Genomic DNA, 21,495 nt, shown 5'->3' with positions numbered 1-21,495 from the left:
GTATCGATATACTGGTGTGAAGCGGCCCACGGGCCGGGACTACGACGGAGGAGGAACCACGCCATGACGTCGCAGGCAGCGAACGCACCGGAGACGGTTGCCGCCTCGCGCCGCTCCAAGCTCACGCCCGAGCGCGAGCAGGAGTTCTTCGACGCCGTGCTCGAACAGATCCGTGAATGCGGCTACGAGTCGGTCACCATGGAGGGCATCGCCGCCAGCACGCGGTGCAGCAAGTCGACGCTGTACCGGCAGTGGAAGACCAAACCCCAGTTCGTCGCCGCCGCCCTCAGGTCCAACCGCTGTGTGCGGATCGCCGGCGTCGACACGGGTTCCCTCGCCGGGGACCTGCGCGCCGCCGCACGGGCCGCGGCCGCGTGGTCCAGCCGCGACACCAAGCTGGTCCAGGCCCTCGGCCCCGCCGTCATGCAGGACCAGGAACTCGCCCAGGCGCTGCGCGAGGCGATCGTCGAGCCAGAGATCAAGGCGCTCCAGGAGATCCTGCGGCGCGGGGTGGAACGCGGCGAGGTGCGCGCCGACCACCCTGCCCTCGAATACATCCCCGCCCAGCTGCTGGGTGTGCTCCGCGCCCGCCCGATGCTGGACGGCCAGTACGCGGACGAGGAGTACCTCGAGCGTTTCGTCGAGGCGGCGGTACTCCCGTCGCTGGGAATCACCTAGAGACCGGGCCGCCGTCCGTGGGATGACCGGACGCCGGCCTGATCGCGCCGCACCGTGGGGACGGGGGCGGCGCGCACCCCGGCCGGGTGGGGCTCCTCTTGAGCGGAGGGGAGCCCCACCCGGCCCCGTCACGAGTCCGGCCGGGGCCGTGGCGCCGGTTCAGACGTTCTGTCCGTCGCCGCGCGTGGACGCCGCCTCGATGCCCTCGGCGACCTTGTCCAGGACGGACGGCTTCGGCGCGTTCGAGCCGATGTCGATACCGAACCGGACGACGACGAGCCGTCCGGAGCCGGCGGGCGAGGGGAACACGAGCGACTCGACATAGCCGTCCGCACCCTTGCCGGTCACCGCCTTCCAGCGGACCATGTAGCCCTTCTGCCCGGCCACCGTCACCGCCTTCGAGGCGAGCTCCTGGTGCGAGGTGATGCCACCGTAGGACGTGCCGCCGTAGGACTCCTCGGCGTTCTTGGCGATGTCCTGCTTGGCCGCGGCCTCCGCCGTGGTGGCCGTCAGCCCCTTCGACTTCGCGGACGCCGAGTACGCCCCGCCGGTGTTGCAGGTCTTCGAGGTGTCACCGGGGCACTTGTATTGGCCGTTCGCCTGGATCGCCGCCCCTCCCCCGATGGTGCCGCCGCGCCAGCCGTCCGGCACGGGGATGCCGATGCCGTTGAACGGATCGATGGCGTACCCGTCCCCGGTCCCCGGCTGGCCGGACCGGCCGGGTGCGGGCGTCGGACCGTCCGAGCCCCCGGAGCCGCCCGGCCCGCCGGGGCCGCCGAAGGGTCCGCCCTGGCCCTCCCGACCGCCGAATCCGCCCGGGCCCCCAGGCCTTTGGGCACGCGAGGAGTCACCGCCGCCGTCGTGCGCGGTGAGCGCGTAGACACCGCCGCCTATGCCCGCCAGGACCGCGACCGCCGCCGCCACGGCTATCCCGGTCCGCAGCCCGCGCCGAGCCGGAGCGGGCGGAGGGGCCGGATACGGCACGGCCCCGAACGGTCCGCCCGGATACGCGCCGACGCCCGGCGGCTGCGCCGGCGGACCCCATGCGGCGGCCTGACCCGCAGGACGGGTCCGGTCCGTCCACGCCCTGCCGTCCCACCAGCGTTCGGTGGCGGGCCCGTCACTTGTCTGCCCCGGGTCGGCGTACCACCCGGGAGGAGTCAACTGCGTCATGGAACCACCGTAGGAGGCATGCGTGAAAGAGGGATGAGAGCCCCCGGCCGGCCGGCGGCCCACGGAGCGGAATGCGGCCCGGGACATGACGGATCGCCCAGCCCGCGCCCGGTCCGCACCGCCCGTCCCGGTTCCGGCGGACCGTCAGCGTCCGCTCGGGGGCCGGTTTTAAGAGAAGTTGACCGGCGGCGCCCTTCCCCGGCTGGTCGGCGGCCCTTCGCGTCGTCCCAGGACATCGCGCGTCACCCATCACGGCAACAGGTGCCCCGACCCGCCTCCGCCGAAGCCCGGGGAGGGCTAGGCTCGAGCCTGTACGTCGTTTGGGCGACCTGGGGAGGTACCGGGATGACGGAGGCACGGCCCGGCACGGCCGCCTCGGCTTCCCTGTGGGAACGCGACGCGGAACTTGCCGTCGTCAGCGAGGCTGTGGACGCCTTACGCGACGACACATCGCCCTCCGCGTCGGGGAGCCTGCTGGTGTTCGGCGGGGAGGCCGGCATCGGCAAGACCGCGCTCCTCACCGAGACACGCCGCATCGCGGAGCGGCGCGGCTGCACGGTGTGGTCGGCGCGTGGCGGCGAGACCGTCACGTCCGTCCCCTTCAATGTCGTACGGCAACTGCTCCAGCCCGCGCTCCTGTCCCTGATGCCGGAGGAGGCGCGGGAGTATCTGGGCGACTGGTACGACGTCGCCGGCCCCGCCCTCGGGATAACGGAGCCGGGTGAACGGCAGGCCGACCCACAGGGTGTGTGCGACGGCCTGGTCGTCGCCGTCTCCCGGCTCGCCAAACGGGAATGGCCCCTCGTCCTGCTCATCGACGACGCACACTGGGCCGACCAGGAGACCCTCCACTGGCTCGCCGCCTTCTGCGAGCGTCTGGACGACCTGCGCGTGCTGGTCGTGGTCGCCCTCCGCCCCGGCGAGGTCACCGGGGCCAGCGCCCGTCACCTCGACACGATCGCCGCGGCCGCCCGCCACCCGGTCAACACCCTGAGCGAGCTCACGCCCGAGGCGACCGCCGGACTCACCCGTGCCTCCCTCGGCACGCACGCCGACGCCCCGTTCTGCCGCGAGGTGTGGGCCGTGACCGGCGGCAATCCGTACGAGACCGTCGAACTCCTCGCCAAGGTGCAGGACAGCCAGCTGGAACCGGTCGAGGCGTCCGCCGCGGAGCTGCGCGTCCTGAACCGCTCGGCGCGCGGCAACGGCCTCGTCGCCCGCCTGGAGAGCCTCGGCATCGAAGCCACCCGTTTCGCCTGGGCCGCGGCCATCCTCGGGACCGGCATCACCGTCGACCTGGTGGCCCGGCTCGCCACCATGCGCCGCGAGGACGCCCTGCGCTGCGCCGAACTCCTCGGCGCCGCCCGCATCCTGGCCGAGCCCGATCCGGCGGGCCGTCAGGTGGCCGAGGGGGAGCTGGAGTTCGTGCACCCGCTGATCGCCAGCGCCGTCTACCGCTCCATCCCCGACGGGCTGCGCACCGCGATGCACGGCATCGCCGCACAGGTCGTCACCGACTCCGGACTCGGCGCCGCGGCCGCCTCCCGCCACCTCCTCGAGGTCCATCCCGACGACGACGAGGAACTCGTCGAGCAGATGCGGGAGGCAGCGCGCGAACACCTCGCCGTCGGCGCCCCCGAGGCGGCTCGCCGCTGCCTGGAGCGGGCTCTGCTGGAGCCACCGCTGCCCGAGGTCCACCCGCATGTGCTCTACGAGCTGGGCTGCGCCATCCTGCTGACCTCACCCGCCACCACCATCGACTACCTCCAGGCGGCCCTCGCCATGCCCGGGCTGGAGGGAGACGTGCGGGTCAGCGCCGTCTACCGCCTCTCCCAGGCCCTGCTGCACAACGACCAGCTGGACGAGGCGGTCCGCACCGTCGACGCGGAGGCCGCCCGGCTCGAACCCGGCCCCTCCCGGATGCGGCTACAGGCCGTGCACTACATGTGGGAGGGCGTCCACGCGGCCGAGGAGGACTCCCCGGACCGCTCACAGGAGCTGGCCGAACTCGCCCGCACCTGCACCGGGAAGGACAACTCCGAGCGGGCCCTGCTCATCCTGCGCGGCTTCGACGCGATGACCCACGGCGAGAACGCCGAGGAGGTCGTGGAACTGTGCGACCGCGCCCTCGTCAACGGCCGCCTCGCCCCCGGGCTCGGCTGGACAGACACGGAGTGGGGCATCGAACTGCTGCTGATGCTGGGCAGCGCCTACGCCTACACCGACCGCCTCGACCGGGCCGAAAGCCTGTTCACGGAGGCCCTGCGCGCATACGAATCCGCCGGGTGGAGCGGCGGCCACCTCGCCCTGGCCCACGCCTATGTCGGACTGGCGCACCGCAGGAGGGGCCGCCTGAGGGAGGCGGAATCCTCCCTGCACGCTTCCCTGCGCCTCGCCGAGCGCGTCGGCCGCGGACTGCCCCTGTACTGGTCCGCGACGTGCGGACTCGTCGACACCCTGCTCGCCCGCGGGCATGTCGAGGAGGCCTGGTCGATCGCCGAGCGGTACGGCTTCGCGCCGCCGTACCCCTCCACCATCGTGCTGCCGGACACCCGCTGTGTCCGCGGCCGGCTGCTGCTCGCCGTCGGCCGGACCGAGGAGGGCGTGGGCGAGCTGGAGGCCGCCGAGAAGGCGGCCGCCGGGCGCGGGCACAACACCGTGCTGGCTCCCTGGGCCGGCGACCTCGCCCGCGCGCTGGCCAACGACGATCCGCGCCGTGCCGCCGAACTCGCCGTGACCTCCCGCCGGCAGGCGGAGCTGTTCGGCACCGACACGGCCATCGGTGAGGCCCTTCGCGTGGCCGCCGCCCTGGAGACGGGCCAGCGTGCCACCGCGCTGTACGCCCGGGCGGTGACGTATCTGGAGGCGTCACCCTGCGCCTACGAGCACGCGGCGGCGCGCGTCGAATACGGCCTCGCCATCCGTTCGGCACCGGAGTTGAGGAGAGGGCTGACGCTGGCCCGTGCCTGCGGAGCCGACGGGCTGGCGGCCCGGGCACAGGAGGCACTGGAGGGCGACCGGGGGCTTGTGTGACCTCCGTGGCCGGCGCCCACGGGGCGCCGGCCGGCGGCTCACCGGCAGAAACCGGCGGCATCGGCGTACGCGGGGCGTAGCCGCTTCGGGAGGAGTGTCCGTCCGCAGCGGGCGACAAGAAAGCAAGGGCAGCGGTCGGCCCAGGTCACCCGTGCGGCGCGGAGGTCCGCCACGCGGAACGCGCCGGAGTACCGTGCGGGTGCAGAGACGTCCACAGGGTCGTGGGCGGTCCGGAGTCGAGAGGGTCAGCCATGGCGGCCGAGGCCGAACCCGCGGGGATGAGAACCGTGCAGCGCGCGATCGACCTCCTCGGCCTCTTCGACGAGAGCCGCCCCGCGCTGTCCGCCCGCGAGATCGTCTCGGCGTCCGGCCTGCCGAAGACGACCGTGCTGCGTCTGCTGGGGACGCTCAGGGCCAACGGACTGCTCTGGATCGACGAGCACGGCCGCTATCTCGTGGGCCCCGCCCTGCTGCGCTGGTCCCGGCTCGCGGAACAGGTCTGGCGGCTGCCGCCCGCCGCCCGGGTGATCCTGCGCGACCTCGTGGCCGAGCACCGGGAGACGGTGCATCTGTATGTGCGCCGTGACATCCATCGCGTCTGCGTCGCCCAGCAGGAAAGCCCCCAGAGCCTGCGAGAGGTCGTCCGGGTCGGAGACGAACTCCCGCTGTGGGCGGGCGGCGTCGCCAAGGCGCTGCTGCTGGACGCGCCGGAGTCCCTGCTGCGGCGTGTCGCGGAGACCTCCCCGTACGGTATCGCCCACCTTCAGACGCTGCGCGCGTGGCTCGACGAGGCACGCCCCGGCGGCTACGCCGTCAGCCACGGCGAGCGCGAGGAGGGGCTGTCGGCGGTGGCCGTGCCGGTACGGGGGCGGGGAGGAGCCGTGGTGGCGGCCCTGTCGTTCGGCGGGCCCAGTGCCCGGTTCGGTGACGAGCGCGTACGGCGCTTCGCGGACGCTCTGGAGGGGGCGGCGAGGGAGGTGGCCCGGGCGGGGCTGCCGTTCGAGGCGTGAACACCCCGGGCCTCGAGAACCCGATGCCTCGTACTGTGGTCCGTTCAGCGGACCGAAAGCACCGCCTATCGGATCGCCGACCTAGACTGGCAGCCACGGCACAGCCCCACTGCGTACCCGGCAAGGAAGGCGGCACCACCGTGGACCGGACACTCGTCACCTCTTCCCCGCACTCCGCCGCCGACTGGTGGGTCACGGCCGATCAGGCGCGGCACGGGGCGCGGAGCGGACTGTCGGACGCCGTGACGGCACCCGACCTGCTGCGTACGCTCGCCGAACTCGACCGGGCACGCCGGGAGACGGTGGTCGCCGTCGGCGCCGCGGTGGAGGCGCTGCTGGAGGGCGGTGTCGCCTGGGAGGCGATCGCGGCGGCCCTGGGGCTCGGCTCTGCGGACGACGCCAGGGCGGCACTCGCCTGCGCCCGGCGGGACGCCGCGGCCGCGATCGAACGCCGACTGGGCCGCCGGGCGTAACAAGCCTTCCGCCAGCCGCCGATGCCTGCCGGAGGATCAGCCGGGAGTGCCCAGGATCTCCGCGAGGTCGTACCGCACCGGTTCCTCCAGCTGGGCGTACGTACAGCTCTCGGGGGTGCGGTCCGGACGCCAGCGGCGGAAGCGCGCGGTGTGCCGGAAGCGCACGCCCTTCTCCATGTGGTCGTACGCCACCTCCGACACCCGCTCGGGCCGCAGTGGCACCCAGGACAGATCCTTCTTCCCCGACCAGCGGCTGGGCGCACCGGGCAACCGGGCCGTCTCGTGCGCCGCTTCCTGAGACCAGGCCGCCCACGGATGGCTCCCCACGTCCTCCATCCGCAGCGGCTCCAGCTCCTCCACGAGTTCCGCGCGCCGTTTCATGGTGAACGCGGCGGCCACCCCCACGTGCTGGAGGACGCCCTGGTCGTCGTACAGCCCGAGCAGCAGTGAGCCCACGACCGGGCCACTCTTGTGGAAGCGGTAGCCCGCCACCACCACGTCTGCCGTGCGCTCGTGCTTGACCTTGTACATCACCCGGTCGTCCGGACGGTAGGGCAGGGACAGCGGCTTGGCGATCACTCCGTCCAGCCCCGCGCCCTCGTAGTGCCGGAACCACTCCTCGGCCACCGCGCGGTCCGTCGTCGCGGGCGCGAGATGCACCGGCGGTGTCACCGACGACAGCGCCTTCTCCAGCAGATGGCGGCGGTCGCTCAGCGGAACGTCGAGCAGCGACCGGTCGCCCAGCGCCAGCACGTCGAACGCCACGAACGAGGCCGGGGTCTTCTCCGCGAGCATGCGTACCCGGGAGTCCGCCGGATGGATCCGTTCCGTCAGCGCGTCGAAGTCGAGATGCCCCTCCAGGGCGATCACGATCTCCCCGTCCACCACGCACCGCTCGGGCAACCGTTCCCGCAGCGCCTCCACCAGCTCCGGGAAGTACCTCGTCAGCGGTTTTCCGGTACGGCTGCCCAGCTCCACCTCGGTGCCGTCACGGAAGACGATCGCCCGGAACCCGTCCCACTTCGCCTCGTACTGCATGCCCGGCGGGATCTTCGCCACGGGCTTGGCGAGCATCGGCTTGACGGGTGGCATCACCGGCAGATCCATGGCTTTGACTCTAGGAGCGGACCCGGGCACCCGCTTGTCGAGTTCGTGGCAGCGCGGCACGTTGCGCCCGGTGTGCGGGGTCTGTCCCGTGCGCCTACCGTGGCTCGCATGGGTGATGCGGTGGAGCTGGAGGTGGCAGGCCGGAGGGTACGGCTGTCCAGCCCGGGCAAGATCTTCTTTCCGGAGCGCGGCTTCACCAAACTGGACCTCGCGCAGTACTACAGTGCCGTCGGCCCCGGCATTCTGCGCGCCCTGCGCAACCGGCCGACCACTCTGGAGCGCTATCCGGACGGCGTGACCGGTGAGTTCTTCTTCCAGAAGCGGGCGCCCAAGAACATGCCCGACTGGATTCCCACCGCCCACATCACCTTCCCCAGCGGCCGCAGCGCCGACGAGATGTGCCCCACCGAAGTCGCCGCCGTGGTGTGGGCCGCGCAGTACGGCACGCTCACCTTCCATCCGTGGCCGGTGCGCCGCGAGGACGTCGACCATCCCGACGAACTCCGCATCGACCTCGACCCGCAGCCCGGCACCGACTACGCCGACGCCGTGCGCGCCGCCCATGAACTGCGCGCCGTCCTCGACGAGTTCGGCGGTCTGCGCGGCTGGCCCAAGACGTCCGGCGGCCGGGGGCTGCACGTCTTCGTGCCCATCGAACCGCGCTGGACCTTCACACAGGTGCGTCGTGCCGCCATCGCCGTCGGGCGCGAGTTGGAGCGCCGTATGCCGGAGCACGTGACCATCGCGTGGTGGAAGGAGGAGCGGGGCGAGAAGATCTTCGTCGACTACAATCAGACGGCGCGCGACCGCACCGTCGCCTCCGCCTATTCCGTACGTCCCAAGCCGCACGCCCCGGTGTCCGCGCCGCTGCGCTGGGACGAGGTCGACGACGCGGTGCCCGACGACTTCGACCTGGCGTCCATGCCACCCCGGTTCGCCCGGCTCGGTGACGTCCACGCGGACATGGACGACCACGCGTTCTCCCTGGAGTTGCTCCTCGACCTGGCCCGCCGGGACGAGCACGACCACGGTCTCGGTGATCTGCCCTATCCGCCGGAGTATCCGAAGATGCCGGGCGAACCGAAACGGGTCCAGCCGAGCCGGGCCCGGCGGGACGGCACCCCGCCGGTATGAAGGCAATACAACATATCTGTCCTCTATCCGGATAAGCTCACGCAGTGCCGCTATCGTCCCGGTTCGTCTCAGCGGCTCTTCTCCGTGAACTCCGTAAAGGATGGGGAGTCCGGCATGGACAGACGCAGCTTCAACCGCCGGATGCTGCTGGGCGGTGCGGCCGTCGCGACGTCGTTGTCCGCGGCCCCGGAGGCCGTCGGTACCTCACTGCGCACGGCGCCTGCCGGCGGCCGGATCAGGCGCATCACGCTGTACGCCGAGAAGCTCAGCGACGGGCGCATGGGCTACGGCCTGCAGCGGGGGAAGGCGACCGTTCCCGGCCCGTTGATCGAGCTCACCGAGGGCGACACGGCGTACGTCCAGCTGGTGAACACGATGGATGTCACGGCGAGTCTGCATGTGCACGGTCTGGACTACACGATCTACCAGGACGGCACCCGCTGGAGCTGGAGCGGGGTGCAGCCGGGCGGCACCCGTACCTACATCTGGCGCACCCACGCCCCCGGCCGCCGCGCGGACGGCACCTGGCGGGAGGGCAGCGCGGGCTACTGGCACTACCACGACCACATGGTCGGCTCGGACCACGGCACCGGCGGTGTCCGCAATGGCCTGTACGGGCCGGTGATCGTGCGCCGCGTGGGCGACATCCTTCCCCTCAGAACGCACACGATCGTGTTCAACAACACGTCGATCAACAACCGCCCCCCGCACTCCGGCCCCAACTTCCAGGCGGCGCTCGGGGACCGCGTCGAGTTCGTGATGATCACGCACGGCGACTTCTACCACACCTTCCATATGCACGGCCACCGTTGGGCGAACAACCGCACGGGCATCCTGGCCGGACCGCACGATACGTGCCCGGTCATCGACAACAGGATCGTGGGGCCGGGGGACTCCTTCGGCTTCCAGGTCATCGCGGGTGAGGGCGTCGGGGCGGGCGCGTGGATGTACCACTGCCATGTGCAGCACCACTCCGACAAGGGAATGACCGGGCTGTTCCTGGTGAAGGACCGGAACGGAACCATTCCGACGTATGAGATGCATCAGCGCGAGCACCAGCAGCAGAGCCAGGACGGGGACGAGGACGAGGGAGAGGGCAACGGCGAGGGCAACGGTGAGGGCAACGGTGAGGGCGAGGGTGAGGGGGAGTAATAGCGGACGCCCAGGCCGGACGCCGGAGGCCGGACGACCCGGATGAACCAACTCCCACTGGCCTGAGGCTCGTTCCGTGATACCGGCTGTCCCTGGCCGCCGGAGCACTCCCGGCGAGATGGGGGACGCGGGCTATCCTGATCCGCAAACGCCGAGGGAGGGGGCCCACGTGACCGAGACCGCGCCGCGTCCCACTCTGGAGGCCGTCGCCGCCCGGGCCGGGGTCTCGCGGGCCACCGTGTCCCGGGTCGTCAACGGCGGGGACGGTGTGCGCAAGCCCCTCGCGGAGCGTGTACGCCAGGTCGTCGAGGAACTCGGCTATGTACCCAACCAGGCCGCCCGCAGCCTCGTCACCAAGCGGCACGACGCGGTCGCCGTCGTCGTCGCGGAACCGGAGACCCGGGTCTTCGCCGATCCCTTCTTCGCCCTTCAACTGCGCGGGATCAGCAGGGAGCTGACGGCGCATGACTCCCAGCTCGTGCTGCTGCTGACCGAAGGGCGCGCCGACCACGCCCGGGTCGGCCGGTACCTTGCGGGCGGCCATGTCGACGGCGCCCTCGTCTTCTCCCTGCACCTGGAGGACCCACTGCCTCAACTGGTGCAGCGTGCCGGGGTGCCAACGGTCTTCGGCGGGCGGCCCGGCTGGGACGACGGCACCAGCGGTGCCGTGTACGTGGACAGCGACAACCGCGGCGGCGCCCGCGAGGCCGTACGCCATCTGGTGGGTCTCGGCCGCCGCCGCATCGCCCACATCACCGGCGCACTCGACCAGACGTCCGCGGTGGACCGGCTCGACGGGTTCCGGGACGTCATGGGGGACGCCGACCCGCGGCTGATCGCCGAGGGGGACTTCACCCCGGCCGGCGGTGAACGCGCGATGCGCCGGCTGCTGGAGCGCTGCCCGGACCTGGACGCCGTGTTCGCCGCGAACGACCTGAGCGCGTCCGGTGCCCTCCGTGTGCTGCGCGCGCTGGGGCGCCGGGTGCCCGACGACGTCGCCGTCATCGGCTTCGACGACATGCTGCCGGTCGCCGAGCAGACCGACCCGCCACTGACGACGGTCTGTCAGGACATAGAGGAGATGGGGCGGCTGATGGCGCGGCTGCTGCTGAGCGGTCTGGACCGGGGCACCGGCGCGCCGGAGCCGGGCGGTTCGTCCGTCGCAGGGGACGGTCCGTCCAGCGTGGTGCTGCCGACGACCCTGGTGCGGCGCGCCTCGGCATGAGGCGTGCATGCCCACGCGTCCCCATCCGCTCGGCCGCCCCGGTGGGTCAGCCCTGGGCGCTCTTGAGCACCGCGAAGCGCGCTTCGTACGGGTCGGCGAGCCTGGCGACGCGGCCCACCCCTTGGAGGTCCGTCGCCGGCATCCGGACGGTGCCACCGAGATCCTGAGTCCTGCTCACCGTCGCGTCCGTGTCCGTGACGGCGAAGTAGGGCAGCCAGTGCGCGCCGGACCCCGCCTCCACGGGATCGTCGGCCAGCGGTACGAGACCGCCGAACATGGCGTCCTGGCCGGCGCCCTCGGGGTTGATGCAGGTGTAGGTGCCTCCGGAGAAGGGCACGCCCTCGGTCTCCCAGCCGAGCACCCGGTGATAGAACGCCGCGGCGCGGGCGATGTCCGGGGTGTACAGCTCGACCCAGCACAGCGCCCCGGGGGAGCCGGCCACCTCGATGCCCTTGGTCCGGCCCGGCTGCCAGATGCCGAAGGGCACGCCCGCGGGGTCGGCGAGGATGGCCATGTGGCCCTCGCCCATGACGTCCATGGGCTGGACGCGCACGCTGCCCCCGGCCTGCTCGGCCGCCTTCGCCGTGGCCTCCGCGTCGGAGCTCTGGAAGTAGATGGTCCAGGAGGGCGACCCCTGCTCCTCGGTGATCCCCATACAGCCGGCCGCCGTCCGGCCGGAGAGCTGGAAAAAGCCGTACTCCCCGGCTTCGGGGCCCGCCGAGTCGAACTGCCAGCCGAAGAGACCGCCGTAGAAGGAGACGGCGCCGTCGATGTCCGGGGTGCCCACATCCAGCCAGTTCGGGGCGCCGTCGACGAAGCGGGTGGTGAGCATGGCTGCCCTCCTTCGAAGGCCCTTCGAGGGTTCCCGTTTGTACTGCCGAGTCTTCCACCGGCCACTGACAATCGCCGCCGGAACCACGGGATGGGCCCCCGTGACGGTCGGTGACCGGTAGAGTGGTCTGCGTGGTGGGCCTCACTGGCCTTGGCGCCGCGCGCCGTCGTGCGTCGACGTATGAGACCGGGCCACCATGGGGGTCGTGGACGACCCCGTCCGAGCCGTGGGCGAGACCACGGCCGAGGCGTTGATCTCGCGTTGATCGGACGTTTTTCGCTGCGCGGCACGCTCTCGGCATGCACATCGAAGCGAGCACTGTGTCCGACATCGCCTGGCATGAGCAGGCGCTGTGCGCGCAGACGGGGTCCGATTTCTTCTTCCCGGAGCCGGGCAGTTCGGTGCGGGAGGCGAAGCGAATCTGCGGACTGTGCACGATCCGTTCCGCGTGTCTCGAGTACGCGCTCGCCAACGACGAACGGTTCGGCGTCTGGGGCGGGCTGTCCGAGAAGGAACGGCTGCAACTGCGGCGCGGACGGGAGAACGGATGAGAGGTCCCCCCGGCCCGTCGTGGGATCCGTCCGGCCGGCCCGCTGAGCGGCGCCCGGATGCCGTGGGGGAACGCGGGGGCGAGGGCGGCGTGCTTCTATGCGAGCCCGGGGCGTGGGCCCGCGGCCGGTCCGGATGCGCGTGCGGGCGCGCGGGACGATGCTGGAGACATGTCCGGACGGGCTCCTGTCACCGTTCATCCGCCGTCGGGCACCGGCGGCCGACGGGTGACCGCGCGCGGGGAGAGCCTCGGCCTGGCGTTCTCCGACGAGGATGTGATCGAGTTCCTGGGCCGGGCAGGCCTGCCCGACACCGAGGACCTGCTCGACGATCCCGCGTGGGTGAAGTGGCGAGGAGCCGAAGCGCACCACTACGAAGCCGCGTAGGACACCCCGCGACGGCACCGCGGGCACGCGGTGCCGTCGCGGGGTGTCGCGCGGACGACAGGGCCTAGTCCTCGCTGGCGGGCTCCAGCAAGGCGAGGGTCTCGCCGGCCTCGCGCAGGGCCAGCCGCAGTATGAGCGGCGAGTGCAGCGCCCCGCTTGCGTCGGGGGGAACGATCCACTCCAGCGGGCTCGCCGGCCGGTCCGGCGGGGGCAGTGCGACCCATGACCCCACGCTCGCATGACGCAGTCCCTCCCCGTGCCAGTGGCAGGCCGGATCGGGTGGTACGAGGAAGCCCACCCGCTGTGCCGCCGAGTCCACCAGCGTCGGTCCGGGCGTGCGCACGGGGTCGTACCACAGGATGTCCAGGGTGAGCAGGCCGAGTTGGCGGGGGACGCTCACCAGGTCCCAGTGGTGTCCGGCCTCCATCAGCACCGTTCCGTCGCCCGGGTGCCAGGTCCGTTCTCCCGCCCGGGAGGCCGGCGTGGCGGCGGCGAGCCACTCCACGTCGTGTTTCCACATCGCATTCATCATGAGCAGCTCCAGGGGCCACCCGGCCCGACCAGGCGTCATACGGGGACTGGACCGGGGAATGCCCGCGGGGGAACACCAACCGGCATATTCATGCTGATGGATGGCTCTCCGTGGCAAAAGGGTGGCGCGGCCTGGCGTTTACTGCTGAATCGTTACGGCGTCGTCCCGGGCGCGCCCGGGACGACGCGCTACTCGCCCGCGCGCGCCGCCATCCGGGCCTTGCGCGCCGCGAGCTTCTCGTCGAACTTCAGGGCCTCGGCGTCGAGTCCGCCGAGGAACAGGCCGAGTTCCTCCTGGGCCCGGCGGCCCTCGGGGCCGAGCCCGTCGATCTCCATGACCTTGAGGTGGCGAAGCACCGGCTGGATGACGTCGTCGTGGTGGATGCGCAGGTTGTACACCTCGCCGATCGCCATCTGCGCGGCGGCGCGCTCGAAGCCGGGGATGCCGTGACCCGGCATGCGGAAGTTCACCACGACGTCCCGGACCGCCTCCATGGTGGGGTCGGGCGCGATCTCGAACGCGGCCTTCAGCAGGTTCCGGTAGAAGACCATGTGCAGGTTCTCGTCGGTCGCGATCCGGCCGAGCATCCGGTCGCACACCGGGTCGCCGGACTGGTGGCCGGTGTTGCGGTGCGAGATGCGGGTGGCCAGCTCCTGGAAGGCGACGTACGCGACGGAGTGCAGCATCGAGTGCCGGTTGTCCGACTCGAAGCCCTCACTCATGTGGGCCATACGGAACCGTTCCAGCTGGTCGGGGTCGACCGCGCGCGAGGCGAGCAGATAGTCGCGCATCACGATGCCGTGCCGGCCCTCCTCGGCGGTCCAGCGGTGCACCCAGGTCCCCCAGGCCCCGTCACGGCCGAAGAGGGTGGCGATCTCGTGGTGGTAGCTGGGGAGGTTGTCCTCCGTCAGAAGGTTGACAACCAGCGCGATCCGGCCGATATCGGTGACTTTGGACTGCTCCTTCTCCCAGGCGGTGCCGTCCTCGAAGAAGCCGGGGAAATTGCGGCCGTCGCTCCAGGGCACGTACTCGTGCGGCATCCAGTCCTTGGCGACCTTCAGATGGCGGTTCAACTCCTTTTCGACCACTTCCTCCAGGGCGTACAACAGCCGGGCGTCGGTCCAGGCGGAGGGGCTGCCGAGGTGGGGAGAAGGGATCGTCACGGGAACTCCAGGGGGACGCTGAACAAACCGGCGAGCGGCGCCGGAACCTACGGGATCGTAGGCTACGAGGTCGTAGGTTACGAACCCGTAGGTTAAGCCCGCCATAAGAACGGCTCGTCGGCGGGGGGTGTCATAGGGGCCCGGACGGGACGGCGGATGCCGCCGGGATGCCGAAGACCCCGCGTGCGCGGGGGCACGGGGCCGAAGGCGGAGGCCGCTCGGCCCGTCAGTCGTACAGCTCGCGCAGGCGCACGGAGAGGCAGGTCACACACCCCTCGAGCTTCTCGAACTCGCCGATGTCCACCAGGACCGGTTCGTGCCCCAGGTCGGCGAGCAACTCGGCGGTCTTGGGGGCACTGGCTGCCATGAGCAGTTTCCCGCCGCCGAGCAGTACGACGTGCGAGCCCGACTCCTCCGGCACCGGCAGGAAGCGCGGGAACAGCGCCGGCTTGTCCACGAGCGGTACGTGACCGATGACGGTGCCGTCGGGCAGCGCCGTGACCGACGACTTCAGGTGCAGCACCTTGGTGACCGGCACGGCGACCACCCGGGCGCCCAGCGGTTCGAAGACCGCGCGCACCTGCTTGACCGCGGCGGTGTTGGTGCGGCCGCTGCGGCCCACGTAGATCGTGTCGCCGACCTTGAGGACGTCGCCTCCGTCGAGGGTGCCCGGTTCCCAGATCCAGTTCACCGAGCAGCCGAGCTGGGCCACCGCCTCCTCGACGCCCGCCGTCTCCCCGCGCCGGGACTCGGCGCCGGGCCGGGCGATCAGTGCGACGTTCTTGTACATCACCACCGCGTCCTCGACGAACACCGAGTCCGGGCAGTCGTCGGCGGGCTCCACCTCGATGGTCTCCCAGCCGTGGGTGCGCAGTGCCTCCGCGTACGCCTCCCACTGCTCGAGCGCGCGGTCGACGTCGACCTTCTCCCGCTGCACGTGCGTGACCAGACCCTCGGCGAGGCGGGGGCTCGGTCGGCGGATGAGGGCCTTCTTGCTGGGCACGTGGAACTCCGTCTCGGCTGATGATGTCGCCCGCCATCATGCAGGGCCGTTCCCCGGGGACAAAGCCCCGGGTAAGCGCCCCGCCACACGACGCCCCGCGTCTCTCGGCGGCACGTGGGAGCACCTGCGGCCCCCGCATCACCAGGGATACCCCCGGTGGACGGGGTATTCCCGGGTGGGCGTTCAGGCTTACCGGGTCTTCGCGCCGCCTCCATCGTTTCGGGTGTTGTGAGGGGATGGCCGTGGCGTCCGGTGTTGCGAAGGGGCCGCCCAGGGCTACCGGCGATCCGAGAGGACGTCCGGGGTCTGCGGGTCTCGCCGCGTGCGCAGGGGGACGGCCGATGGCGTCGGCCGCCCCTGTTCCCCGGGCCGCCGAGGATCCGGGCCCGCGCCGGACACCGGTTCGGAGCGTGTGACGCCGTCCGCGGGCAACACGGCCACCGGCCCCACGGCGTGAGGCCCGGGAGCTACGGCGTGACTCCCGGCCTGCGCCGTGGGGCCCGGCGGCCGCTGGGCGGCTCCCGGGGCACCCGGCGACCCCGGACCTTCCCCGCCTACGTCCGAACCCTGAGGGGGCCCGGCCGCCGCCGGCCTCGCACCCCCGGTGGGCCCCGCGCCCCCGCCTCTACCCCGGGCGCCCCACCGTCTCCGGTGTGGTTTCCCTGAGATCGCCGTCGAGGAGCAGCCAGCGTGTGATGCCGATCGACTCCAGGAACGGCAGGTCGTGCCCGGCCACGATCAGGGCGCCTTCGTACGACTCCAGGGCCGTGGTGAGTTGCCGCACGCTCGCCATGTCGAGGTTGTTGGTGGGCTCGTCGAGTATCAGCAGCTGCGGTGCCGGCTCGGCGAGCATCAGCGCGGCCAGGGCGGCACGGAAGCGCTCGCCGCCCGACAGAGTCCCGGCCGGCTGGTCGGCGCGCGCGCCGCGGAACAGGAAGCGGGCCAGCCGCGCCCGGATCCGGTTGTCCGTGGCGCCCGGCGCGAACCGGGCCACGTTCTCCGCGACCGTCAGCCCGTCGTCGAGGACGTCCAGCCGCTGCGGCAGGAACCGCAGCGGCACATGTGCCCTCACCTCGCCCGCCACCGGCTCCAGTTCGCCGGCGATCGTCCGCAGCAGGGTGGTCTTTCCCGCGCCGTTGCGCCCGATCAGCGCGATCCGCTCGGGACCGTGCAGGTCGAGGCTGCCCGCCACCCGTGCGCCGTACGTCGGTTCCAGGTCCCTGAGGGTCAGCACGGACCGCCCGGGCGGTACCGCCGTGTACGGCAGGTCGATACGGATCTCGTCGTCGTCACGTACCGCACCGGCCGCCTCGTCGAGCCTGTCCCTGGCCTCGGCGAGTCTCCCCTCGTGCAGGATGCGGTGCTTGCCCGCGGACTCCTGAGCCGCCCGTTTGCGCGCCCCCATGACGATCTTCGGTTCGCGTTTGCTGTCCCACATCCTCTGGCCGTACCGCTTGCGGCGGGCCAGCTTGACCTGGGCGTCGGCCAGTTCCCGCTTCTGCTTGCGCAAGTCCGCCTCGGCGACGCGCACCATGCGCTCCGCCGCCTCCTGCTCGACGGCCAGTGCCTCCTCGTAGGCGGAGAACGTGCCGCCGAACCAGACGACCTCTCCCGAGCGCAGGTCCGCGATCTGGTCCACCAGGTCGAGGAGTTCACGGTCGTGGCTGACCACGACCATCACCCCCGACCACGCCTCGACCGCCGCGTACAGCCGCCGGCGCGCGTACAGGTCGAGGTTGTTGGTGGGCTCGTCGAGCAGCAGCACCTCCGGGCGGCGCAGCAGCAGCGCGGCCAGCCGCAGCAGGACGGACTCGCCGCCGGAGACCTCCCCGAGGGTGCGGTCCAGGCCGATGTGGCCGAGGCCGAGTTCGCCGAGCATCGCCTCGGCGCGCTCCTCCACATCCCAGTCGTCGCCGACGGTCGCGAAGTGCTCCTCGGCCGCGTCGCCCCTCTCGATGGCGTGCAGCGCGGCGCGCGCCGCGGCGATACCGAGCGCCTCGTCCACCCGCAACTCGGTGTCCAGGGTGACGTTCTGCGGAAGGTAACCGACCTCTCCGGCGACGCGCACGGTGCCGCCCGACGGGACGAGTTCACCGGCGATCAGCTTCAGCAGGGTGGATTTGCCCGCTCCGTTGAGGCCGACGAGCCCGGTCCTGCCGGGGGCGAACGCGAGCTGGAGGTCGTCGAAGACAGGCGTGCCGTCGGGCCAGGAGAAGGACAGGGACGTACAGGTGATGGCAGAGATGTGTGACATACGGGCCTCGCTACCGCTCGGAGTGTGGTGGGGTGACGCGTGGGAGACACCGCAGGGGGCGACGGTCCGCGGACACGGAAAGGGCCCCGCACCGGAGGACGGCTCGTACGCCGAGGTCGCACGCGACGCACACAGACACGGACAGTGCTGTGTGACGCGGTGTCTCAGGACCTCAGACGAGCAACGTCCTTCTCCTATCGACGGCAACAGGACCGTGGTCCACGGTAGGAACGGGCCCGGGGGGAGTCAACGCGATTAACGCCGGTCTCCGGACAGCCGTATTCCGGTCCGGACCGGGCACCCGTATGCGCACCGAACCCGACTCGTACACCGCCCGCGCATCCCCTCAGCCCATCGCCCTCCCCGAGGAGGCCCCCGTGCCCGACAGCTTCCCCTCGCTGCCCGCCCGGCTGTATCTGCTGGCCTGGGACACCACCGGGCGCAGCCCCGGCTGCGACACCCGGCTCGACCACCTGGTGCGGGCGGGTGCCTTGGCCGAGCTGGCCGGGCGCGGACTGCTCGTCGACGTGGCCGGCACGGCCACCCCGCGTGATCTCGACGCCCACAGCGGCGATCCCGTCCTCGACGGGCTTCTCGAACTCGTCGCGGAGTCCTGGCCGCGCGCCTGGGAGTCCTGGGTGACGCGGTACGCCGGCGTCACCCTCGACGCCGTCCGCGCCCAGCTCGCCGCCGCCGGCGTGCTGCGCGCCGGCAGCAGAAGGGTGTTCGGGCTCTTCCGGTCCGCGCAGTACGAGCTGGAGCGGGCGCAGACGGTGGAGACGCTGCAACGGCAGGCGCACAGGACGCTCACGGGCCCGGTACCCGTCGCCGAGGTGTCGGAGCAGGACGCGGCCCTGGCCGCCCTGACTGCCGCGGCCGGACTGCGCACGGTGGTGAGTCCCGCCGACGGCGACCGGCACCGGGAGCGCATCGAGGCACTGACCGAGCGCGGCAGTGGCGCCGTTCCGGCGCTGGAGAGGGTCCTGCACGGATTGCGTACGACCGCGTCGGGGCCGGGCGCCGCCGCGACGCCCACCCGTGTTCGCGGCTGACATCCCGGAGGCGTACGCACACCTACTCGTCGGATTCCTGCCGGCGACCGCCCCCGGCGGCTGGTTGGCTCGGTCCATGACCAACGGCACTCTTCCGCGCGAGCAGGCCCTGGCCTTCCGCGCCCTGCACCTTCCCGGCCGGCCTCTCGTCCTGCCGAACGCCTGGGATGTCGTCAGCGCACGACTCGTCGAACAGGCGGGCGCGGCGGCCGTCGCCACCACCAGCGCCGGACTCGCCTGGGAACTGGGCACCGCCGACGGAGACCGGCTCTCCCGCGACGACGCCCTGGCGGCCCTCGCGCGTATCGCGGGCGCGGTGGCCGTACCCGTGAGTGCGGACATCGAGACCGGCTACGCGGACGACGCGGCGGGCGTCGCCGACACCGTCAGGACCGTGCTCGCGGCGGGCGCCGTCGGCGTGAACATCGAGGACGGCCTGTACGGCGGGGGCGCCCCGCTGCGTCCGGTCCAGGAGCAGGCGGCGCGCATCGCGGCGGCGCGGGAGGCCGCCGACGAGGCCGGGGTGCCGCTGTTCGTCAACGCGCGCATCGACACCTGTCTGAGGGGCGCGGGCGGACTGGGGGAGACCCTGGAGCGGGCCGCGGCATTCCTCGCCGCGGGCGCGGACGGCGTCTTCGTGCCCGGGGTCGTCGACCCGGTGACCGTGAAGGCGCTCGCCGAGGGGATCGAGGGGCCGCTGAACGTGATGGCCGGGCCCGGCGCGCCCCCGGTCCCCGAACTCGCCGCACTCGGCGTCGCCCGGGTCAGCGCCGGGCCGGGCATCGCCCAGGCCGTACACGGACTGGTGCACCGCGCCGCACGGGAGCTGCTGGACGCGGGAACCTATGAGACCTGGGCGGGCGGGCTGGCCTACGGCGAGCTGAACGGGCTGTTCCGCACGGGCCGTTGACCCCTACGGCATCGACCGGGGGGGCGTGGACTTCAACACCCGCGTCGGCAGGGCGAGTTCAGCACGCGTCCCGCATCAGCTCCGCCAGATCGTGGTCCAGGTCGACCTGGAGGTGCTCCAGACCGACCGGCACCAGCTCCGTGGTCCGCCGCAGGAAACTCCGGACCTCGCGCGAGTGGACGTGCACCACGGCGGTGCCCTCCGGCGCGTGGAACTCAAGGACGGTGCGGTCGTAGCCGTAGGGCCGCACACGGACGTCGCCGTGTCCCTCGGGGCTCTCCAGGCCGGCCGTGAGGAGTTCGCGGGCGAAGGTCCAGCAGACCTCGACGCCCTCCAGGGTGGCGGGGGCCGGGAAGGTCATGCGGACGGCGAACGGATCGCGCCGGTCGTAGTGGAGCACGGCAGGAATGCTCGGCATCCGCGGCGCGGCGGCGACGAGACGGGCCTCCACGGGCTGCTCGATGACGGTGGACAACGCCTGCTCCCTTGTGACGGCTGGACGGACTTCGGGTGGATGGGCCGGGCACCTGAAGAGACGATGGAATCGGCCAATCCGTGCACATGAACGGCGAGTGACCTGTGTCACCGAGACCATGCCCCTGAGGCGGATGATGCGGATCGCTTTCCGTCCCGCGGTCTTCGGCGACACCGGAGAGGACACCGGGCGCGGATGGACGGTTCCCGGCCGGGGCCGTCTGGACGGCACCGGGGGACTGGGCTAGCTTCGCGCGCCATGACGGGCATGGGGAACAGGAGACGTACGGGCCGCACGGTGGCCGCGGGAGTGTGCGCGGCGGTTCTCGCCGCCCTGCCGGCGGCACCGGCGCAGGCGCACGGCGCGCAGCGGCCGGTGCCGCGCTGGCAGCTGAAGGACACAGGTACGGACGTACGCTTCCGGGGGCTGTCGGCGGTCAGCCGGGACACCGCCTGGCTGGCCGGGTCCAAGGGCACCGTGCTGCGCACCACGGACGGCGGCGCCCACTGGCGGGACGTCTCCCCGCCAGGCGGCGGGGATCAGGAGTTCCGTGACATCGAGGCGTTCGACTCCGGGCACGCGGTGGTTCTGGCCATCGGCGAGGGAGAGGCATCCCGGCTGCTCCGCACCGGGGACGGCGGCCGGACCTGGACCGAGGCGTTCCGCAACACCGACGCCAAGGCCTTCTACGACTGCCTCACCTTCTTCGACCGGCGCCACGGCCTCGCCGTGAGCGACCCGGTCGACGGCAGGTTCCGCCTCCTGTCCACCCGCGACGGCGGCCGCTCCTGGACGGTCCTGCCAGGCGCCGGGATGCCCGCCGCCCAGGACGGCGAGGCCGCTTTCGCGGCCAGTGGCCAGTGCCTGGTCGCCTCGGGGCCGCACGACGTGTGGCTCGCCACGGGCGGCGGCGCGCACGCGTGCGTGCTGCACTCCGCGGACCGGGGAGCGACCTGGTCGGCCGCCGGCACACCGGTACCGGCGGGCGATCCGGCCCGCGGCGTCTTCGCGCTCGCCTTCCGCGACCGCACCCTGGGCCTGGCGGTGGGCGGCGACTACCGCGCCGACCAGCCGTCCCCGCGGTCCGCCGCGCTGAGCCGGGACGGCGGACGCACCTGGGCGCCCGCCGCCGAGCCCCCGGCGGCCTACCGCTCCGGTGTCACCTGGCTCCCGCACAGCCGCACGGCCGCGCTCGCCGTCGGCCCGACCGGCACCGACCTCACCACGGACGGCGGCCGCAGCTGGAGGACCGTCGACACGGGCTCGTACGACACCGTGAACTGCGCCCCCGACCGGGGCTGCTGGGCCTCCGGCGAGAAGGGGCGGGTGGCCCGCCTGGAGTGACGGTGATCCC

The 21,495-nt window shown here is 72.3% G+C and carries 21 protein-coding genes; 13 read left to right on the top strand and 8 right to left on the bottom strand.

The window, feature by feature from the left end; all coding sequences use genetic code 11:
• Positions 1–63 precede the first annotated feature (63 nt).
• Positions 64–678 (top strand): TetR/AcrR family transcriptional regulator, encoded by a 615-nt coding sequence (locus ABZ876_RS28655; protein WP_361787238.1) that lies wholly within the window; start codon positions 64–66, stop codon positions 676–678.
• 159 nt (positions 679–837) lie between these two features.
• Here the strand turns inward: ABZ876_RS28655 and ABZ876_RS28650 are convergent, their stop codons facing one another.
• Entirely contained in the window at positions 838–1,851 is a 1,014-nt protein-coding gene (locus tag ABZ876_RS28650) for a DUF2510 domain-containing protein (protein WP_361787235.1), read from the bottom strand.
• A gap of 345 nt (positions 1,852–2,196) precedes the next feature.
• Between ABZ876_RS28650 and ABZ876_RS28645 the strand changes: the two genes are divergently transcribed.
• The 3 genes from ABZ876_RS28645 to ABZ876_RS28635 all read left to right on the top strand — a co-directional run bounded on the left by ABZ876_RS28645 (position 2,197) and on the right by ABZ876_RS28635 (position 6,367).
• Positions 2,197–4,884 (top strand): AAA family ATPase, encoded by a 2,688-nt coding sequence (locus tag ABZ876_RS28645; RefSeq protein ID WP_361787233.1) that lies wholly within the window; start codon positions 2,197–2,199, stop codon positions 4,882–4,884.
• A 251-nt stretch (positions 4,885–5,135) separates the two neighbouring features.
• Positions 5,136–5,894 carry an IclR family transcriptional regulator gene (locus ABZ876_RS28640; protein ID WP_361787230.1) on the top strand — a complete coding sequence of 253 codons (759 nt, stop codon included), beginning with the start codon at positions 5,136–5,138 and terminating at the stop codon, positions 5,892–5,894.
• 140 nt (positions 5,895–6,034) lie between these two features.
• Positions 6,035–6,367 (top strand): hypothetical protein, encoded by a 333-nt coding sequence (locus ABZ876_RS28635; RefSeq protein WP_361787227.1) that lies wholly within the window; start codon positions 6,035–6,037, stop codon positions 6,365–6,367.
• A gap of 36 nt (positions 6,368–6,403) precedes the next feature.
• Here the strand turns inward: ABZ876_RS28635 and ABZ876_RS28630 are convergent, their stop codons facing one another.
• Entirely contained in the window at positions 6,404–7,474 is a 1,071-nt protein-coding gene (locus ABZ876_RS28630; RefSeq protein ID WP_361787224.1) for an ATP-dependent DNA ligase, read from the bottom strand.
• A 108-nt stretch (positions 7,475–7,582) separates the two neighbouring features.
• On the opposite strand from ABZ876_RS28630, the gene ligD reads away from it, so the two are divergent.
• From ligD to ABZ876_RS28615, 3 genes are all read left to right on the top strand, one after another.
• Entirely contained in the window at positions 7,583–8,608 is a 1,026-nt protein-coding gene (ligD, locus tag ABZ876_RS28625; RefSeq protein WP_361787221.1) for a non-homologous end-joining DNA ligase, read from the top strand.
• Positions 8,609–8,722: 114 nt separating this feature from the next.
• Positions 8,723–9,760: a multicopper oxidase domain-containing protein gene (locus ABZ876_RS28620; RefSeq protein WP_361787218.1), complete on the top strand. Its 1,038-nt coding sequence runs from the start codon at positions 8,723–8,725 to the stop codon at positions 9,758–9,760.
• 169 nt (positions 9,761–9,929) lie between these two features.
• Positions 9,930–10,985: a LacI family DNA-binding transcriptional regulator gene (locus tag ABZ876_RS28615; RefSeq protein ID WP_361787215.1), complete on the top strand. Its 1,056-nt coding sequence runs from the start codon at positions 9,930–9,932 to the stop codon at positions 10,983–10,985.
• 46 nt (positions 10,986–11,031) lie between these two features.
• Here the strand turns inward: ABZ876_RS28615 and ABZ876_RS28610 are convergent, their stop codons facing one another.
• Positions 11,032–11,817, bottom strand: a complete 786-nt coding sequence (locus ABZ876_RS28610; protein WP_361787212.1) for a VOC family protein — start codon at positions 11,815–11,817, stop codon at positions 11,032–11,034.
• 299 nt (positions 11,818–12,116) lie between these two features.
• Here ABZ876_RS28610 and ABZ876_RS28605 point away from each other — a divergent pair, with 299 nt between their 5' ends.
• On the top strand, positions 12,117–12,368 hold the full coding sequence (locus ABZ876_RS28605) for a WhiB family transcriptional regulator (RefSeq protein WP_361787209.1): 252 nt from the start codon (positions 12,117–12,119) through the stop codon (positions 12,366–12,368).
• Between the two features lie 168 nt (positions 12,369–12,536).
• The gene (locus tag ABZ876_RS28600; RefSeq protein WP_361787206.1) at positions 12,537–12,752 is read left to right on the top strand and encodes a hypothetical protein; all 216 of its coding nucleotides are present in this window, start codon (positions 12,537–12,539) and stop codon (positions 12,750–12,752) included.
• Positions 12,753–12,816: 64 nt separating this feature from the next.
• Here ABZ876_RS28600 and ABZ876_RS28595 read toward each other — a convergent pair whose 3' ends face one another.
• The 4 genes from ABZ876_RS28595 to ABZ876_RS28580 all read right to left on the bottom strand — a co-directional run bounded on the left by ABZ876_RS28595 (position 12,817) and on the right by ABZ876_RS28580 (position 17,704).
• A complete protein-coding gene (locus ABZ876_RS28595; protein WP_361787203.1) occupies positions 12,817–13,272 on the bottom strand; it encodes a hypothetical protein in 456 nt (151 codons plus the stop codon).
• Between the two features lie 200 nt (positions 13,273–13,472).
• The gene (locus ABZ876_RS28590) at positions 13,473–14,447 is read right to left on the bottom strand and encodes an acyl-ACP desaturase (protein WP_361787200.1); all 975 of its coding nucleotides are present in this window, start codon (positions 14,445–14,447) and stop codon (positions 13,473–13,475) included.
• 226 nt (positions 14,448–14,673) lie between these two features.
• On the bottom strand, positions 14,674–15,450 hold the full coding sequence (ddaH, locus tag ABZ876_RS28585; RefSeq protein ID WP_361787197.1) for a dimethylargininase: 777 nt from the start codon (positions 15,448–15,450) through the stop codon (positions 14,674–14,676).
• A gap of 625 nt (positions 15,451–16,075) precedes the next feature.
• Positions 16,076–17,704, bottom strand: coding sequence for an ABC-F family ATP-binding cassette domain-containing protein (locus ABZ876_RS28580; protein ID WP_361787194.1), 1,629 nt, complete (start codon positions 17,702–17,704; stop codon positions 16,076–16,078).
• Between the two features lie 305 nt (positions 17,705–18,009).
• Here ABZ876_RS28580 and ABZ876_RS28575 point away from each other — a divergent pair, with 305 nt between their 5' ends.
• Positions 18,010–18,756, top strand: coding sequence for a GPP34 family phosphoprotein (locus tag ABZ876_RS28575; RefSeq protein ID WP_361787191.1), 747 nt, complete (start codon positions 18,010–18,012; stop codon positions 18,754–18,756).
• Positions 18,757–18,832: 76 nt separating this feature from the next.
• The gene (locus tag ABZ876_RS28570; RefSeq protein ID WP_361787188.1) at positions 18,833–19,666 is read left to right on the top strand and encodes an isocitrate lyase/phosphoenolpyruvate mutase family protein; all 834 of its coding nucleotides are present in this window, start codon (positions 18,833–18,835) and stop codon (positions 19,664–19,666) included.
• 58 nt (positions 19,667–19,724) lie between these two features.
• Here ABZ876_RS28570 and ABZ876_RS28565 read toward each other — a convergent pair whose 3' ends face one another.
• On the bottom strand, positions 19,725–20,141 hold the full coding sequence (locus ABZ876_RS28565) for an SsgA family sporulation/cell division regulator (RefSeq protein ID WP_361787185.1): 417 nt from the start codon (positions 20,139–20,141) through the stop codon (positions 19,725–19,727).
• 97 nt (positions 20,142–20,238) lie between these two features.
• Between ABZ876_RS28565 and ABZ876_RS28560 the strand changes: the two genes are divergently transcribed.
• Both ABZ876_RS28560 and ABZ876_RS28555 read left to right on the top strand, forming a co-directional pair.
• On the top strand, positions 20,239–20,388 hold the full coding sequence (locus ABZ876_RS28560) for a hypothetical protein (protein ID WP_361787182.1): 150 nt from the start codon (positions 20,239–20,241) through the stop codon (positions 20,386–20,388).
• Positions 20,389–20,408: 20 nt separating this feature from the next.
• On the top strand, positions 20,409–21,485 hold the full coding sequence (locus tag ABZ876_RS28555) for an oxidoreductase (RefSeq protein WP_361787179.1): 1,077 nt from the start codon (positions 20,409–20,411) through the stop codon (positions 21,483–21,485).
• Positions 21,486–21,495: the final 10 nt, after the last annotated feature.

The organism is Streptomyces sp. NPDC046931, assembly GCF_040644655.1.
GTDB lineage: Bacteria > Actinomycetota > Actinomycetes > Streptomycetales > Streptomycetaceae > Streptomyces.
This window is presented reverse-complemented; position numbering and strand designations above follow the sequence as displayed.